This is a genomic window from Pseudomonas sp. I2, from assembly GCF_040984075.1.
Classification (GTDB): domain Bacteria; phylum Pseudomonadota; class Gammaproteobacteria; order Pseudomonadales; family Pseudomonadaceae; genus Aquipseudomonas; species Aquipseudomonas guariconensis_B.
Map to the genome: position 1 here is coordinate 1 of NZ_JBCGFQ010000038.1, position 13247 is coordinate 13247.

The 13247-nt window shown below is 65.0% G+C and carries 14 protein-coding genes; 7 read left to right on the plus strand and 7 right to left on the minus strand.

What is annotated here, in order from left to right:
- Nucleotides 1–588: 588 nt before the first annotated feature.
- On the plus strand, nucleotides 589–1476 hold the full coding sequence (gene rhtA / locus WCE05_RS18620) for a threonine/homoserine exporter RhtA (protein WP_368816290.1): 888 nt from the start codon (nucleotides 589–591) through the stop codon (nucleotides 1474–1476).
- Nucleotides 1477–1667: 191 nt separating this feature from the next.
- Nucleotides 1668–1949 (plus strand): hypothetical protein, encoded by a 282-nt coding sequence (locus WCE05_RS18625; RefSeq protein WP_225790423.1) that lies wholly within the window; start codon nucleotides 1668–1670, stop codon nucleotides 1947–1949.
- Nucleotides 1950–1984: 35 nt separating this feature from the next.
- Here the strand turns inward: WCE05_RS18625 and WCE05_RS18630 are convergent, their stop codons facing one another.
- The 4 genes from WCE05_RS18630 to proX form a co-directional block, all read right to left on the minus strand.
- Complete coding sequence (locus WCE05_RS18630; RefSeq protein WP_368816291.1) at nucleotides 1985–3793, minus strand: aminopeptidase P family protein; 1809 nt, start codon at nucleotides 3791–3793, stop codon at nucleotides 1985–1987.
- A gap of 70 nt (nucleotides 3794–3863) precedes the next feature.
- Nucleotides 3864–4835, minus strand: a complete 972-nt coding sequence (locus WCE05_RS18635; protein WP_368816292.1) for a DMT family transporter — start codon at nucleotides 4833–4835, stop codon at nucleotides 3864–3866.
- Nucleotides 4780–5709, minus strand: coding sequence for an ornithine cyclodeaminase family protein (locus tag WCE05_RS18640; protein WP_225790426.1), 930 nt, complete (start codon nucleotides 5707–5709; stop codon nucleotides 4780–4782). The genes WCE05_RS18635 and WCE05_RS18640 overlap by 56 nt, the downstream gene beginning before the upstream one ends.
- Before the next feature lie 34 nt (nucleotides 5710–5743).
- The gene (proX, locus tag WCE05_RS18645) at nucleotides 5744–6772 is read right to left on the minus strand and encodes a glycine betaine/L-proline ABC transporter substrate-binding protein ProX (RefSeq protein ID WP_368816293.1); all 1029 of its coding nucleotides are present in this window, start codon (nucleotides 6770–6772) and stop codon (nucleotides 5744–5746) included.
- Between the two features lie 305 nt (nucleotides 6773–7077).
- On the opposite strand from proX, the gene WCE05_RS18650 reads away from it, so the two are divergent.
- On the plus strand, nucleotides 7078–8190 hold the full coding sequence (locus WCE05_RS18650; RefSeq protein ID WP_368816294.1) for a DUF3182 family protein: 1113 nt from the start codon (nucleotides 7078–7080) through the stop codon (nucleotides 8188–8190).
- On the plus strand, nucleotides 8174–8944 hold the full coding sequence (locus WCE05_RS18655; RefSeq protein ID WP_368816295.1) for an alpha/beta hydrolase family protein: 771 nt from the start codon (nucleotides 8174–8176) through the stop codon (nucleotides 8942–8944). The genes WCE05_RS18650 and WCE05_RS18655 overlap by 17 nt, the downstream gene beginning before the upstream one ends.
- Here WCE05_RS18655 and WCE05_RS18660 read toward each other — a convergent pair.
- Entirely contained in the window at nucleotides 8923–9303 is a 381-nt protein-coding gene (locus tag WCE05_RS18660) for an antibiotic biosynthesis monooxygenase (RefSeq protein ID WP_225790430.1), read from the minus strand. The genes WCE05_RS18655 and WCE05_RS18660 overlap by 22 nt on opposite strands.
- 86 nt (nucleotides 9304–9389) lie before the next feature.
- Here WCE05_RS18660 and soxR point away from each other — a divergent pair, with 86 nt between their 5' ends.
- The gene (soxR, locus tag WCE05_RS18665) at nucleotides 9390–9866 is read left to right on the plus strand and encodes a redox-sensitive transcriptional activator SoxR (RefSeq protein ID WP_368816296.1); all 477 of its coding nucleotides are present in this window, start codon (nucleotides 9390–9392) and stop codon (nucleotides 9864–9866) included.
- Between the two features lie 92 nt (nucleotides 9867–9958).
- Here soxR and WCE05_RS18670 read toward each other — a convergent pair whose 3' ends face one another.
- Nucleotides 9959–10942 carry a GlxA family transcriptional regulator gene (locus WCE05_RS18670; RefSeq protein ID WP_253081656.1) on the minus strand — a complete coding sequence of 328 codons (984 nt, stop codon included), beginning with the start codon at nucleotides 10940–10942 and terminating at the stop codon, nucleotides 9959–9961.
- Between the two features lie 82 nt (nucleotides 10943–11024).
- Here WCE05_RS18670 and WCE05_RS18675 point away from each other — a divergent pair, with 82 nt between their 5' ends.
- On the plus strand, nucleotides 11025–11582 hold the full coding sequence (locus tag WCE05_RS18675) for a cysteine hydrolase family protein (RefSeq protein ID WP_253081655.1): 558 nt from the start codon (nucleotides 11025–11027) through the stop codon (nucleotides 11580–11582).
- A gap of 4 nt (nucleotides 11583–11586) precedes the next feature.
- On the opposite strand, the gene WCE05_RS18680 is transcribed toward WCE05_RS18675, so the two are convergent.
- Nucleotides 11587–12150: a helix-turn-helix domain-containing protein gene (locus WCE05_RS18680; RefSeq protein ID WP_368816297.1), complete on the minus strand. Its 564-nt coding sequence runs from the start codon at nucleotides 12148–12150 to the stop codon at nucleotides 11587–11589.
- A gap of 84 nt (nucleotides 12151–12234) precedes the next feature.
- Between WCE05_RS18680 and WCE05_RS18685 the strand changes: the two genes are divergently transcribed.
- Nucleotides 12235–13185 (plus strand): DMT family transporter, encoded by a 951-nt coding sequence (locus WCE05_RS18685; protein ID WP_225790435.1) that lies wholly within the window; start codon nucleotides 12235–12237, stop codon nucleotides 13183–13185.
- Nucleotides 13186–13247: the final 62 nt, after the last annotated feature.

Below are 13247 nucleotides of genomic sequence, written 5' to 3' on the forward strand. Positions count from 1 at the left end.
GCAATCTCAAATGACTATGTGATTTCTCATATGGCCACTTGTGATGCTGATAATCTTGGCGACTATCAGTCCGTACTCACAAGCACCCACACGAATTGCTTGATTCGATTGTTAAAGAGCGTTTGGCTAAGAGCGTTTCGTCTCAACCGAGGCCGCGCATTCTACGCTTTCCTCAGAGTCTGTCAAGCGTTTATTTTGAAGTTTTTCGTTTCACTTCAACCACTTGACTCGCTGCGATCACTCGTAGCGGGAGGCGAATCATACAGCGTTACCGCCTGCTGTCAACTGCCTTTTGCACCGCTGCCGATCTAAGGATCGAAGCCCTTCCGATACTACCTGAAACGTTCAACTCGTTGAATATCAAGGAGTTTTTCGTTTCGACTACGTCGGAAGTGGGGCGCATTATAAGGGGATTCGAAACCCCGTCAACCGTTATTTTCATAAATCCTTAATAAACTTCAACAATGTGCCCGAGCGCATCGCCAGCAAGCCCGCTTCCACAAGCACCGGGCCGCTGTCCCCACTTGCGAGCTGCCCCACCTATTGCGCACTATAGTGCTCACCCGATCCAAGGACAGCCCCCCTGAAATGAACACCCACCCCCGCAGCCTGGCCGCTACCCTCTTCCCCATCGGCCTGCTGCTGATCGCCATGGCCTCGATCCAGTCCGGCGCCTCCCTGGCCAAGAGCATGTTCCCCATCGTCGGCGCCCAGGGCACCACCACCCTGCGCCTGGTGTTCGCCAGCATCATCATGTTGCTCCTGCTGCGACCATGGCGGGTACGCATGACCGCCAACACCCTGCGCAGCGTGATCATCTATGGCATGGCGCTGGGCGGCATGAACTTCCTCTTCTATATGTCCTTGCGCACGGTCCCGCTGGGCATCGCTGTCGCCCTGGAGTTCACCGGCCCCTTGGCCGTCGCGATCCTCGCCTCGCGCCGGGCCCTGGATTTTCTCTGGATCGCCCTGGCCGTCGCCGGGCTATTGCTGCTGATTCCGGTGGGCCAGACCGGCAGTGCCATCGACCTGCTCGGCGCCGGCTATGCCCTGGGTGCCGGGGTGTGCTGGGCACTCTACATCCTCTTTGGCCAACGAGCAGGCGCGGAGCACGGTATACAGAGCGCTGCCCTCGGCGTGGTGATCGCGGCGCTGTTCGTCGCCCCCATCGGGGTCGCCCATGCTGGCAGCGCGTTGCTCACTCCAGCTTTGATCCCGGTCGCCCTGGGTGTCGCCATCCTGTCGACGGCGCTGCCCTACAGCCTGGAGATGGTGGCGCTGACGCGCATGCCGGCACGAACCTTCGGTACCTTGATGAGCATCGAGCCAGCATTCGGCGCCCTGTCGGGCCTACTGTTCCTGGGCGAGGTCCTGAGCCTGACGCAATGGCTGGCGATTCTCGCCATCATCAGCGCGTCGGTAGGTGCCACTCTGTCGATGCGACGGGAGAGCCCGCCTCCGGTAGCGGCCGATTGATATGAGAAATATTTTCATTTGAACCGCTATAAACCATTGTCCCCACTCGCCGGGCTGATTAAGCTGTCACACGACCATAATCTTTACGCTATCTACTGTGCCGAACACGGATGCAAGGAAAGTTTCAGGAAGAAACGAAGCGACGACATCGGGGTCAGGCATGCTGGTCGGCTCCGTATTTAAGGACAGGAATGAAACGTATTTTGCTCATCCTGGCCATCTTGGCCATTGCTGGATGCGCCGCCACCGCCAAGACCGAGGTGAAGCGGGGGAAAAAAGGCCTGCACATCAACTGCTCGGGGCTCTCCTCCTCGTGGGAGAAGTGCTACAGCAAGGCAGCCAGCGCTTGTGGCAACCGCGGCTACAAGGTCGTCGCCCGCTCCGGCGATGCGGACGAGGAGCCCGGGGACTACCTGTTCGGTATCAATCCCGCAGGCTATACCAGCCGCAGCATGATCGTCCTCTGCAAGTGACCCCGTAAAGTCGGCCGCTGCCCTCCCCGCCAGGCTCAGACCGGCGCGGTGCGCGTCTCCAGCCAGGCCAGGGCCTCGCCCTTGAGCAATGGCGCCAACCGTTCCCGCACCATGGCGTGATAGCCATTGAGCCACTGGATGTCCTGTGCCCCGAGCAACTCGGGCAGCAGGCAGCGGGTATCGATCGGACACAGCGTCAAGGTCTCGAAGGCCAGAAAGTCGCCGAACGCACTCTTGCCAGCCTCGCGGTTGACCACCAGGTTCTCGATGCGCACGCCCCAGGCGCCCGGGCGATAGGTACCAGGCTCGATCGAGCTGATCATGCCCGGCTGCATGGCGGTCTGTGGCAAGGTCGCCGCCTGGTAGGCGATGACCTGCGGCCCTTCGTGGACATTCATGAAATAACCCACGCCATGCCCGGTGCCATGCCCATAGTCGACCTGGTCGGCCCATATCGGCGCCCGGGCGATGGCATCGAGCAACGGCGAGGCAATACCGCGAGGGAATGTGGCCCGCGACAGCGCGATCATGCCCTTGAGCACCCGCGTGCAATCCTCGCGCTGTTCGCGGCTGGGATTGCCGATCGGCACCATCCGGGTGATGTCGGTGGTACCGCCCAGGTACTGACCACCAGAATCGATCAGCAGCAGTCCATCACCCTCGATCACCGCATGCGACTGCTCGGTGGCCCGGTAATGCGGCATGGCGCCATTGGCGTTGAAGGCCGCGATGGTGGAGAAACTCAGTGACACGAACCCCGGACGGCGGGCACGCGCCGCGCTCAGGCGTTCATCGACGGTCAGCTCGGTAATGACTTCCTTGCCCAGGTTCGCCTCGAACCAGGCAAAGAACTCGCACAGCGCGGCGCCGTCCTGCTCCATGACCTGGCGAACATGCACCAGCTCCTCCTCGCCCTTGCGCGACTTGCTCAAGGTGGTTGGGTTGAGCCCTTCGAGCAGTTGCACCTGCTCGTCGAGGTTGTCCAGCAGCCCACAAGTCACCCGTGCCGGGTCCACCAGCAGGCGGCTGCCCGGTGTCAGTGCCGCCAGGGCCGGCCCAGCCTCGGCGTAATCACGCACCTCGATGCCATCGACTTGCAATACCTGGCGCAGATGATCGTCGATCTTGTCCAGGCCGACGAACAGGGTCGCTTGCGTCTGGCCGACCAAGGCAAAGGAAACGAACACTGGGTTATAGGACACATCGCTGCCACGCAGGTTGAACAACCAGGCGATGTCGTCGAGGGTGGCGATGAAGTGCCAGTCGGCCCCCTGCGCCTGCAATGCCTGGCGTAATCCGGCCAGTTTCTGCGCACGGTTGACGGTCGCATGGGGTGGCAGGTGCTGGTAGACGGGGTTGCCGGGCAGGGCCGGCCGCTCGTCCCATACCTGCCCCAGCAGATCCAGGTGAGTCAGCAAGCGCACCTGCCTGGCCTCCAGGCGCTCGCGCAGTTGGCGTGCCGAAGCCAGCGCCATGGCCGCGCCATCCACCGCCACGACGCCGTGGCGCTCGACATGCTCGCCGAGCCATTCCAGCGCGCCTGGCTGGCCAGGCAGCAGTTTCATCAGTTCGATGCCACTGCCCTCCAGTTCCTTCTGCGCCTGCTCCCAGTAACGGCTGTCGACCCACAGTCCAGCGAAGCGCGCCATCACCACCAGGGTGCCCACCGAGCCATGGAAGCCGGACAGCCATTGCCGCCCCTGCCAGTGGCCAGGCAAGTATTCGGACAGGTGCGGGTCGGCCGAGGGCACCAGCAGGGCATCCACCCCTTCCCTGGCCATCACCTCACGCACGCGCGCCAGGCGGGCCGGAACGCTTTCCTGAATCGGGGACTGACTATTCATGCGCACTCCTGCGGACACATCATCGTTGACCATTCCAGACCGTCGATAATGGAGTAGCGCGCATGCCCTGTCACCCCACCCCCTTCTGCCGCCGGACCGAAAACATCCCGCCCAGGACGACCAGCCCCGCGCCCACGACGAGGAACACATCGAGCAGTTCCCCGAACCAGACGACACCGATCAACGAAGCGAACACCAGCAACGAATAGTTGAACGGCTGCAAGGTCACCGCAGGCGCGAACTTCAGCGCCTGCAGCAGCAACAGTTGTGCTACCACCCCCGTCATCGAGAGCACCAGCATCAGGCCGAGCTGCACCGGGGAAGGCGCAACCCATTGGGGAAGGCCGATAGCGGTCGACGCGACGGCGCCCCAGAACCCCATGTACAGCATGTTCGTGGCGAAGGAGTCGGCCGTGCTGATTTTGCGCGTCAAGATGTTGAAGGATGCGAACATCAAGGCCGCCATCAGGGGGATCAACGAGGCCAGGCTGAACACCCCAATGCCAGGCTTGAGGATGATCAAGGTTCCGCCAAAGCCGACGATCGCCGCCAGGCACTGGCGCAGATTGACATGCTCACGCAGCACGACGGCGGCCAAGGCCATCGTCAGCAAGGGGAAGATGGCGTAGATCGCATGGGTTTCGGCGAGCCCCAGGTACCGCAACGCCAGGCCGAACACGGCGATCTCGAAGACGCCGAGCAATGAGCGCGCCATCTGCAGCCAGGGATGGGCGCTCCTGAGCGCATTGCCCACCCCGCCCTTCATCGACACGAAGCACACCGCGAACAACAGGAAGCACCAGTAACGCACCATGACCATCTGTGCGATCGGCAGGTCCTTGACCAGTATCTTGGTGATCCCGTCCTGGGCTGCGAACACGAACATCGAGAGCAGACACAGGCCGATACCGATCCGTGTGCCCCTCGCCTGGTCAACCGCACTCAGGCGTTGCGCCGCTGTATTCATCTTGCGCGACGCCCTGGTCTCAGCCCTTGAGGAGACGTAGCACATGCTGGCATACAGCCAGATCCAGGTGCGCACCACCGGCGTTCTTGTACAGCGTGATGTCGTCGGCCCTGCGCAAGATCGAAGGCGCCTGGCAGAGTTCGAACAGATCGGCCTCGATGCTGGCTTCGCTGATCAGGCCCGCTTGCAGCGGTACCTGCAGGTCGCCGGCCTCGAGCGCACTGTTACGGTCGTCCACGAACAGGCGTGCGGCCGCCACCGCAGCGCTGTCGGCCTCCCGCATGTCCGGGCGGAAGCCACCCACCAGGTCGATATGGCTCCCAGGACGCACATGCAGCCCCTTGACCAAGGGCTGCGCAGCGCTGGTGGCGCAGACGATGATGTCGGCGCGGCCAACGGCCTCGTCCAGTTGCGTGACGAGGCTGGCCTCGATGCCTCGATCCTGCAGTTGCGCGACGCTCTGCTGGAGTTTCGAGGCGGTGCGGTTCCATAGCAGCACCTGGCGGATACCGGGACGGATATGCAAGTAGGCCTCGACCAGCGCTCGGGCGATCGGCCCAGCCCCCAGCACCAACAGCACGGCGCTGTCCGGCCGGCTCAGGCGCTCGGCCGCCAGCGCCGAGTCTGCGGCCGTCTTCCAGGCAGTGATGGCCGGGCCATCGAAGATGGCGCTGATGGCCTTGGTACGCTCATCGACCACCACGAAGGCCGCCTGCTCCGAGGGCAAGGGTGGCCTCGCGTCGAGGTTGGCAGGAAAGATCGAGGCGATCTTCACCCCCGCGCCCTGCCCCGGCAGCACCACTCCCCGGCTGAACAGCCCATACTCGCTGTCGCCGAGGAAATAGGCGCCGCTGACCGGACGTGGCCCCAGGTGCACCCGGCGAAGCGCATCGAGCACGCCTCCCCAGCCCAGCACGGCGTTTATCTGTTCGGCGCCAATGATCTGCATGTGAGGGATTTCCCTGAACGATGCCCCGGCAGGCTCAGTTGCGGGCCTGGGTGGCCGCGGCCCTTGCAGCCTGCAGCCATTGGTCGAACTGCTGGCGGTGAGCGGCGATCCACGCCTTGGCGTGGCGCTGGATGTCGGCGGGGCTCTTCTCACCCTGCTGCATCTTCAGGTTCTGCGCGCTCTCGTCGGCGGCGCTGATCTGCATCAGCGAGAGGAACTTCAGCGCCGCCGGGTTCTTGTCGGCGAAGTCCCGGTTCAGCACGGCTTCGACCTTGTCCACGGCAAAGCCCAGATTCTTGCCTTGGTAGGTAGTGTCGACCGCGTTGTCGCCACCCGGCAGGTCGGTCCTGGGCACCTCCAGCCAGACCACGTCGCGGCCTTCGACCAGCACACCAGCGACCCACTGAGGTACCCAGGTGTAATAGAGCACCGGCTTGCCCTCCTTGAAGCGCGTGATGGTGTCGGCCATCAGTGCGAAGTACGAGCCTTGGTTGACGTGCACGGTCTTCTCCAGGTCGTAGGCCTTCATGTGGTGGGCGATCACCAGCTCGCAACCCCAGCCCGGGTTGCAACCGGTCAGGTCGGCCTTGCCATCGCCGTCGGTGTCGAACAGCTTGGCGATCTCTGGCCTCTTCAGGTCGGTGATGTACTTGATGCCGTGCGCATCGGCGGTCTTCTTGTCGATCAGGTAGCCCTGCAACACACCCGGCAGGATGTCACCGGCCTTGACCATCTTCTGGTCGCCCCCGGCCTTCTCGTAGAAGCTTTCGTGCAGCTTGTCCCATAGGTTCACGGAGAAGTCAGCATCGCCGTAGCCGACCGCCAGCACCATGGTGGCGTATTCGGTTTCCTTGGGTTTCTGCACCTTGTAGCCCAGCTCGCGCAGGCCCTGCATGGCGATCTCGCCGCGAAAGCGCTCCTCTTCGACCGAGGGGAAGGCCGGCGTGATCTTCACCCCCTCCCCCGGCTTGTCCGCCGAAGCGCTGGCAGACAGGGAAGCCACGGTGAACAGCGCGGCTGACGCATAGCGAACGAAATGGCGGGTGAACCTGGACTCGTGCATCTTCGCGTACCTTTTCTTGTTATTGAGTGTGCGACGCAATGGACGGTAAGCCTCGGACAGACTTGTGCCGCCCGGCGCGGGTTGCAAAGGGCGTCATCATCGGAGGGCTTGGCGCACTGTAGCCCCCTCTACAGCGCGGAGATAGGATGGGAGCGTCAATTTATGGTATCCCGGTGCACCAGGTTCACAGCCTCGAGCCCGGCAGGGCGCAGGCGCCGAACGCCGGCAACCACCGATCAATTGCGCTGAACTTCGCCGCCCGGGCGGCTTCACACCCCATACACCCACAGCGCAAAGGCACGCCCATGCCCCACTCCCGCGAGCCGAAAACCGCCGTCGTACTGCTCGATACCCGCGAGCACAGCCCGGACCATGAACATGCGGTCCACCTCAAGCTCGCCGACTGCCTGGCCCAACTGCTGGGTATCGACCGTGCAGAACCCACCAGGCCACCTACCGCCGCCGACCGCTACTACTACCTGCCGACCGACACCCTGGTCGACCCGCAGCGCTATCGTCGCCTGGGCATCCTCGATGAACAGGACCTGTTCGGCGGCCTGGTGGCGCACCCCTACATGGCGACCAAGGCGATTTCCCATCCCTTGCCCGCCGGCGCCAGCTTCCCTGTGGGTTGGACCGATGCCTTCGCCCACCAGGCAGGCGATGCCCTGCTGCGCGGCTATACCGTGTTCAGTCGGGTCGATGCGCGCCGCGCGGCGCAAGCGCTGCTGCGCGAGGGCCCCGTACGGGTCAAGCCGGTACTGGCCTGCGCCGGGCGCGGCCAGCAGGTCGTCGCCCATATCGACGAACTGGAGCCGGCGCTCGCGCAGCTCGACGACCAAGCCTTGGCCACCTGTGGCCTGGTGCTGGAGGAGCACCTCGACGACGTGCAGACCTTCAGCGTTGGCCAGGTCCACGTCGCGGGCCTGGTCTGCAGCTACTACGGCACCCAACAGCTGACCCACGACCACCAGGGTACCGAGGTCTATGGCGGCTCTGACCTGCTGGTGGTGCGCGGGGGCTACGAGGCGCTGTTGCAGTTGCCCCTGGAAGACCACCTGCGCCTGGCGATCACCCAGGCCATGACCTATGAACGCGCGGCGCAGCAGCACTTTCCCGGCTTCATCGCCTCGCGTCGCAACTATGACATCGCCCGCGGCCTGGATGCGCACCAGCACCTGCGCAGCGGCGTACTGGAGCAATCCTGGCGCCTGGGTGGCGCCAGCAGTGCCGAAGTCCTGGCCCTGCAAGCCTTCGCCGACGACCCGGCGCTGCAGCGGGTACGCGCCTCGAGCCATGAAGTGTTCGGCCCCGTCGAGCTGCCCGCCGATGCCACACTCTTCTATCAGGGACACGACAGTGAACTTGGACAACTCAGCAAATTTGCGCGGATTCGCCACCATGACCATCGAGAGTGAAACCGTTGAACTGCAGGTCGAGGACGACCGCATCTGCGGCACCCTGGTGAGCCCTGGCAGCAAGATGCCAGGGATCCTCTTCGTCCACGGCTGGGGCGGCAGCCAGCAGCGCGACCTGGCCAGGGCCCGGCACATCACCGGGCTGGGCTGCGTGTGCATGACCTTCGACCTGCGCGGCCACGAAAAGACCGAGAGCCAGCGCCTGACCGTCACCCGCGAGCAGAACCTAGGCGACCTGGTTGCCGCCTATGACCGGCTGGCCAGCCACCCTGCGGTGGACCCCAGCGCCATCGCCCTGATCGGCAGCAGCTATGGCGGCTACCTGGCGACCCTGCTGACCCTCCAGCGCCCCGTGAAGTGGCTGGCCCTGCGCGTGCCGGCCCTGTACTGGGACGACGACTGGGACACCCCCAAACAGGCCCTCGACCGCCAGCGCCTGAACGTCTACCGCCAGCGCATCCTCGGGCCGGGCGACAATCGTGCCCTGGCAGCCTGCGCGGAGTTCGGCGGCGATGTGCTGCTGGTGGAGTCGGAGCAAGACAACTATGTGCCGCACAACACCCTGATGAGCTACCGCTCGGCCTTCGTCGGGGCGCACTCGCTGACCCACCGCATCGTCGACGGTGCCGATCATGCGTTGTCCAGCGAGGAAAGCCAGAAGGCCTACAGCTCGATCCTCGCCGCCTGGATCGGCGAAATGGTGATCGGCGCGCGGTTGGACCGCTACCCGCACTATGCGCCCTGGTATGCTTGAGACTCGCCGACCTGGCAGTGCAGGCCGCCATCGGCGCCGCGCACCAGGCTGCGCAGGGCCTGGTAGGCAGCGAAGTTCACGCCACGCGCCTGGTGCTGGCACAGCAGTTCGAGAAAGGGCTCCTCGACGAAGCGCTCCGCCGCCGCGGCCCATTCACGGCGCGACTGCCACTGCAGGTACTGCAGCACCCGGCAGCCATCGTCGCTGGCCTGGATGCTGACGGACAGCAGCCCGTCGCAGCGCGCAGCCAGCTCCTCGCTGCGCAGCACCAGCGCCTGGGCCAGCGCCTCCTGCCGGGATGCCGGCACCTCGTACTCGATCATCTGGGTGAACCACAGGGAATGGGCCTTGGCCGTCATGGACAGTCTCCTTGCTCCGGGTACTTGCAGCGTGTTGGCCAGGAGGGTAAAACCTCGAGTTAAGTCAAGGTCAAGGACTTTTTACCATGCCGAGCAAGATGCCCTCCTCCCACCCCCAGGACCGGTTGCTGAGCGTCGGCCAACTGGCAGCGCGCAGTGGGGTGGCGGTCACCGCCTTGCATTTCTACGAGGCCAAGGGGCTGATCCACAGCACCCGCAACGCTGGCAACCAGCGCCGCTATGCACGGGCCATGCTGCGTCGGGTGGCGGTGATCAAGATGGCTCAGCGCCTGGGTATCGCCCTGGCGGACATCGCACTGGCCCTCGACACCCTGCCCAAGGACCATACCCCCACCGCCGAGGACTGGGGCAGGCTTTCTGCCCGCTGGCGCGAGGACCTGAGCCGGCGCATCGATGAATTGACCCTGCTGCGCGACCAACTGGACGGCTGCATCGGCTGTGGCTGCCTGTCGCTGAAGGAATGTCCCCTGCGCAACCACCATGATCGCCTGGCCGACGAAGGGCCAGGGCCCCATCCGCCCGAACCGCCTGTTCACTCATAAGAGCGATACGGAACCTGTGGGAGATTACCCAGCCTTTGGGCTGCGCTGTCACGCAGAGAACTGATAGTGGCTTTACGCGGCCCCCAAATGCATCACCCCGCCACAGCGAACTGTCGCCGATAGTCACTGGGCGTAAGGCCGGTGATGCGCTGGAACACCTTGCGAAACGCCCCCGGGTCCTGGTACCCCACGCCCCAGGCGATCTGGTCGACGCTGCGCCGGGTGAACTCCAGTAGGCGGCAGGCCCGTCCGACCCGGACCTGCTGGCAGTACTCGGTCGGCCGCAGACCAGTGGCGGCGCGGAAACGACGCAGGAAGGTACGTTGCTCCAGGCCCGCGCAGCTGGCCATGGTCGCCAGGCTGGCCTCCAGCACACCGTTGCCCTGCAGCCAGTGCTGGACCTTGAGCACAGCCTCGTCGCCATGGTCCAGGCGGGGGTTGAACTGCGCGCCAGGCAATGCCGTGGCCATCGGCTCCACCGCCAGGTAGCGAGCGGTCTCCCTGGCCAGGGTCGCGCCGAGAAAACGCTCCAGCAGGCGCAAGCCAAGCTCGGTCCAGGCCATCAGCCCGGCGGAAGTCATGATGTCGCCGTCGTCCAGCAGCGGCTGACCGGCCTCGACCCGGACCTTGGGAAAGCGCTCTGCCAAGGCCTGGGCATAGTTCCAGTGGGTGCACGCCCCGCGCCCATCGAGCAGGCCGCTGGCGGCGATGAAGAACACCCCGATGCACACCGAGGCGAGCACCGTGCCCTGGCCGTGCCACTGGAGCAACTGGGCCCGATGTCGCTCGAGCAGCGGCGCTGCCGGCACCGACTCCAGGCTTGGCGGGATCACCAAGGCTCGGACCTGGTGGCTGGCCTGGGGCTGGCTGTCGTGGATCACCTGCAGGTGCCCATGCGCATCGACTTGCCAATGGCTCACGCGCAGCGGCGGCAGGTCGCCCGCGCCCAGCTCGGCGGCGACCCGATTGGCCACCCGGAACAGGTCGGTCAACCCATGCACCGCCGCGCTCTGGGCCCCCGGATAGACCAGCACGCCGATTTCCAGGGTGCCAGTGCTGTCAGTTCTTGCCGTCATTCTGTCGATCGCGCCAATCCCAGGGAAGATCGCCCAAGCCTATAACTATCCGCATCCAACCACTACTGCCACAGGAGGCAGTATGAGCAAGCAGGCCCTGGTCATCATCGACATCCAGAACGACTACTTCCCCGGCGGCAAATGGACACTCGACGGCGCCGACGCAGCGGCCGACAACGCCGCCCGGCTGCTGGCCGCGGCCCGCGAACGGGGCGACCTGGTGGTGCACGTGCGGCATGAGTTCGACAGCGCCGAAGCCCCCTTCTTCGCCCCGGGCTCGGAAGGCGCGCAGATCCACGCCAAGGTCGCCCCAGCGCCAGGCGAGCCCGTGGTGCTCAAGCACCAGGTCAATGCCTTCCGCGATACCGACCTCAAGGCCTTGCTCGACCAGCACGCCGTCCAGGCCCTGACCATCGTCGGCAGCATGAGCCACATGTGCATCGACGCCGCGACCCGCGCCGCCGCCGATCACGGCTACCAGGTTGCGGTGGCCCACGACGCCTGCGCCACCCTGCCCCTGGACTTCGCCGGCCAGCAAGTGCCGGCCGCCCAGGTGCAGGCGGCCTCCATGGCCGCGCTGGCCTTCGCCTACGCCCGGGTCGAGAACACCGATACCCTGCTCGGCGAATACGGCCGCTGAGCGCTCAGATCACCACGTTGCGCACGAAACGCGTGGGCTCGCGGGCGTCGTTGCGATAGGCGTACCGGCAATTGCTGGGGAACACGTGGAACTCGCCAGCCCGCAGGCGATGTTCACACCCTTCGATGACCAGCGTCAGGCAGCCCTCGGCCACGTAGATCTGCTCGCTCCAGCCCTCGGCATCGGCCTCGCTGACATAGCATTCGCCCGGTGCCAGGGTCCACTCCCACAGCTCGACTTCACGCCGGGCCGGGCTGCTGCCCAGCAGCACCGCCCGACTGCCGAGATGCTCGCCGGCCCAGGCCAGTTCGTCGATACGGCTGGAGTCGCGCTGCTCGGGGGCCTGGATCAGCGTGCTGAAAGCCACACCGAGCGCTTCGGCGATCAGGTCCAGGGTGGTGAGGCTGACGTTCTTCTCGCCGGCCTCGATGGCCACCAGCATCCGCCGGCTGACGCCGGAACGCTCGGCCAGGGCGGTCTGGCTCAGCCCGGCGGTATTGCGCAGTTGGCGAACGTTCTGGCTGACATGCTGGAGCACCGAGGCGCGGTAGGTGGAATCTTTGTGCACTATATTGCTCACGGGTAGGGGTTGCGCAGTATACTGCCCACTTTTGCGGCGATTGTGCGCCGCCCCCTCCGAGTGTGCAAGACCATGAGCCGATCCAACCCTACGCCGCAGCCGTCCGTTTCCTTCCGCCTGAGCAAGGCCGAGGTGGTGCTGGTGTTCATCACCATGCTCTGGGGCGGCACCTTCCTGCTGGTGCACAACGTCATGACCGTGAGCGGCCCGATGTTCTTCGTCGGCCTGCGCTTCGCCGCGGCGGCGCTGTTCGTCGGCCTGGTCTCGGCACGGGCGCTGGCGGGACTGACCTTCACCGAACTGAAGGCCGGCATGCTGATCGGTGTAACGATCATGCTCGGCTACGGCTTGCAGACCATGGGCCTGCAGACCATCAGTAGCAGCCAGTCGGCGTTCATCACTGCACTCTATGTGCCCTTCGTGCCATTGCTGCAGTGGCTGGTGCTCGGCCGCCGCCCCGGCCTGATGCCCACCCTGGGGATCTGCCTGGCCTTCGTCGGCCTGGTGCTGCTGGCTGGTCCGGAAGGCGGGGCCTTGCACTTCAGCGAAGGCGAGCTGGTCACCCTGGTCAGCGCCGTGGCCATCGCCGGCGAGATCATCCTGATCAGCCGCTACGCCGGCCAGGTCGATGTGCGCCGGGTCACCGTGGTACAGCTGGCGACCGCCTCGGTGCTGTCGTTCCTCATGATCGTCCCGACCCAGGAGCGCCTGCCTGATTTTTCCTGGCTGCTGCTGACCAGCGCCATCGGCCTGGGCGCCATGAGCGCGGTGATCCAGGTGGCGATGAACTGGGCGCAGAAATCGGTATCGCCGACCCGGGCCACCCTCATCTATGCCGGCGAGCCGGTCTGGGCCGGGATCGTCGGGCGCATCGCCGGGGAGCGTCTGCCGGGCGTGGCGCTGCTGGGCGGCCTGCTGATCGTCGTCGCCGTGGTGGTCAGCGAACTGAAGATCCGCCGTGCCAGCGAAGCGTCGCCAGTGCAGGAAGAGGCCGAGCCTCGTGAGCGTGAAGCGGGCCTGTGAAGCGTCGAACAGCGACTATGCTCTGAAAAAAACTGTTATAAAAAAACAGCTTGTCACGCCAC

Excerpts from the sequence above, each read along its gene's own strand:
- rhtA (WP_368816290.1), top strand. The coding sequence starts at position 589 with ATGAACACCCACCCCCGCAGCCTGGCCGCTACCCTCTTCCCCATCGGC.
- WCE05_RS18625 (WP_225790423.1), top strand. The coding sequence starts at position 1,668 with ATGAAACGTATTTTGCTCATCCTGGCCATCTTGGCCATTGCTGGATGC.
- WCE05_RS18630 (WP_368816291.1), bottom strand. The coding sequence starts at position 3,793 with ATGAATAGTCAGTCCCCGATTCAGGAAAGCGTTCCGGCCCGCCTGGCG.
- WCE05_RS18640 (WP_225790426.1), bottom strand. The coding sequence starts at position 5,709 with ATGCAGATCATTGGCGCCGAACAGATAAACGCCGTGCTGGGCTGGGGA.
- proX (WP_368816293.1), bottom strand. The coding sequence starts at position 6,772 with ATGCACGAGTCCAGGTTCACCCGCCATTTCGTTCGCTATGCGTCAGCC.
- WCE05_RS18650 (WP_368816294.1), top strand. The coding sequence starts at position 7,078 with ATGCCCCACTCCCGCGAGCCGAAAACCGCCGTCGTACTGCTCGATACC.
- WCE05_RS18655 (WP_368816295.1), top strand. The coding sequence starts at position 8,174 with ATGACCATCGAGAGTGAAACCGTTGAACTGCAGGTCGAGGACGACCGC.
- WCE05_RS18660 (WP_225790430.1), bottom strand. The coding sequence starts at position 9,303 with ATGACGGCCAAGGCCCATTCCCTGTGGTTCACCCAGATGATCGAGTAC.
- soxR (WP_368816296.1), top strand. The coding sequence starts at position 9,390 with ATGCCGAGCAAGATGCCCTCCTCCCACCCCCAGGACCGGTTGCTGAGC.
- WCE05_RS18670 (WP_253081656.1), bottom strand. The coding sequence starts at position 10,942 with ATGACGGCAAGAACTGACAGCACTGGCACCCTGGAAATCGGCGTGCTG.
- WCE05_RS18675 (WP_253081655.1), top strand. The coding sequence starts at position 11,025 with ATGAGCAAGCAGGCCCTGGTCATCATCGACATCCAGAACGACTACTTC.
- WCE05_RS18685 (WP_225790435.1), top strand. The coding sequence starts at position 12,235 with ATGAGCCGATCCAACCCTACGCCGCAGCCGTCCGTTTCCTTCCGCCTG.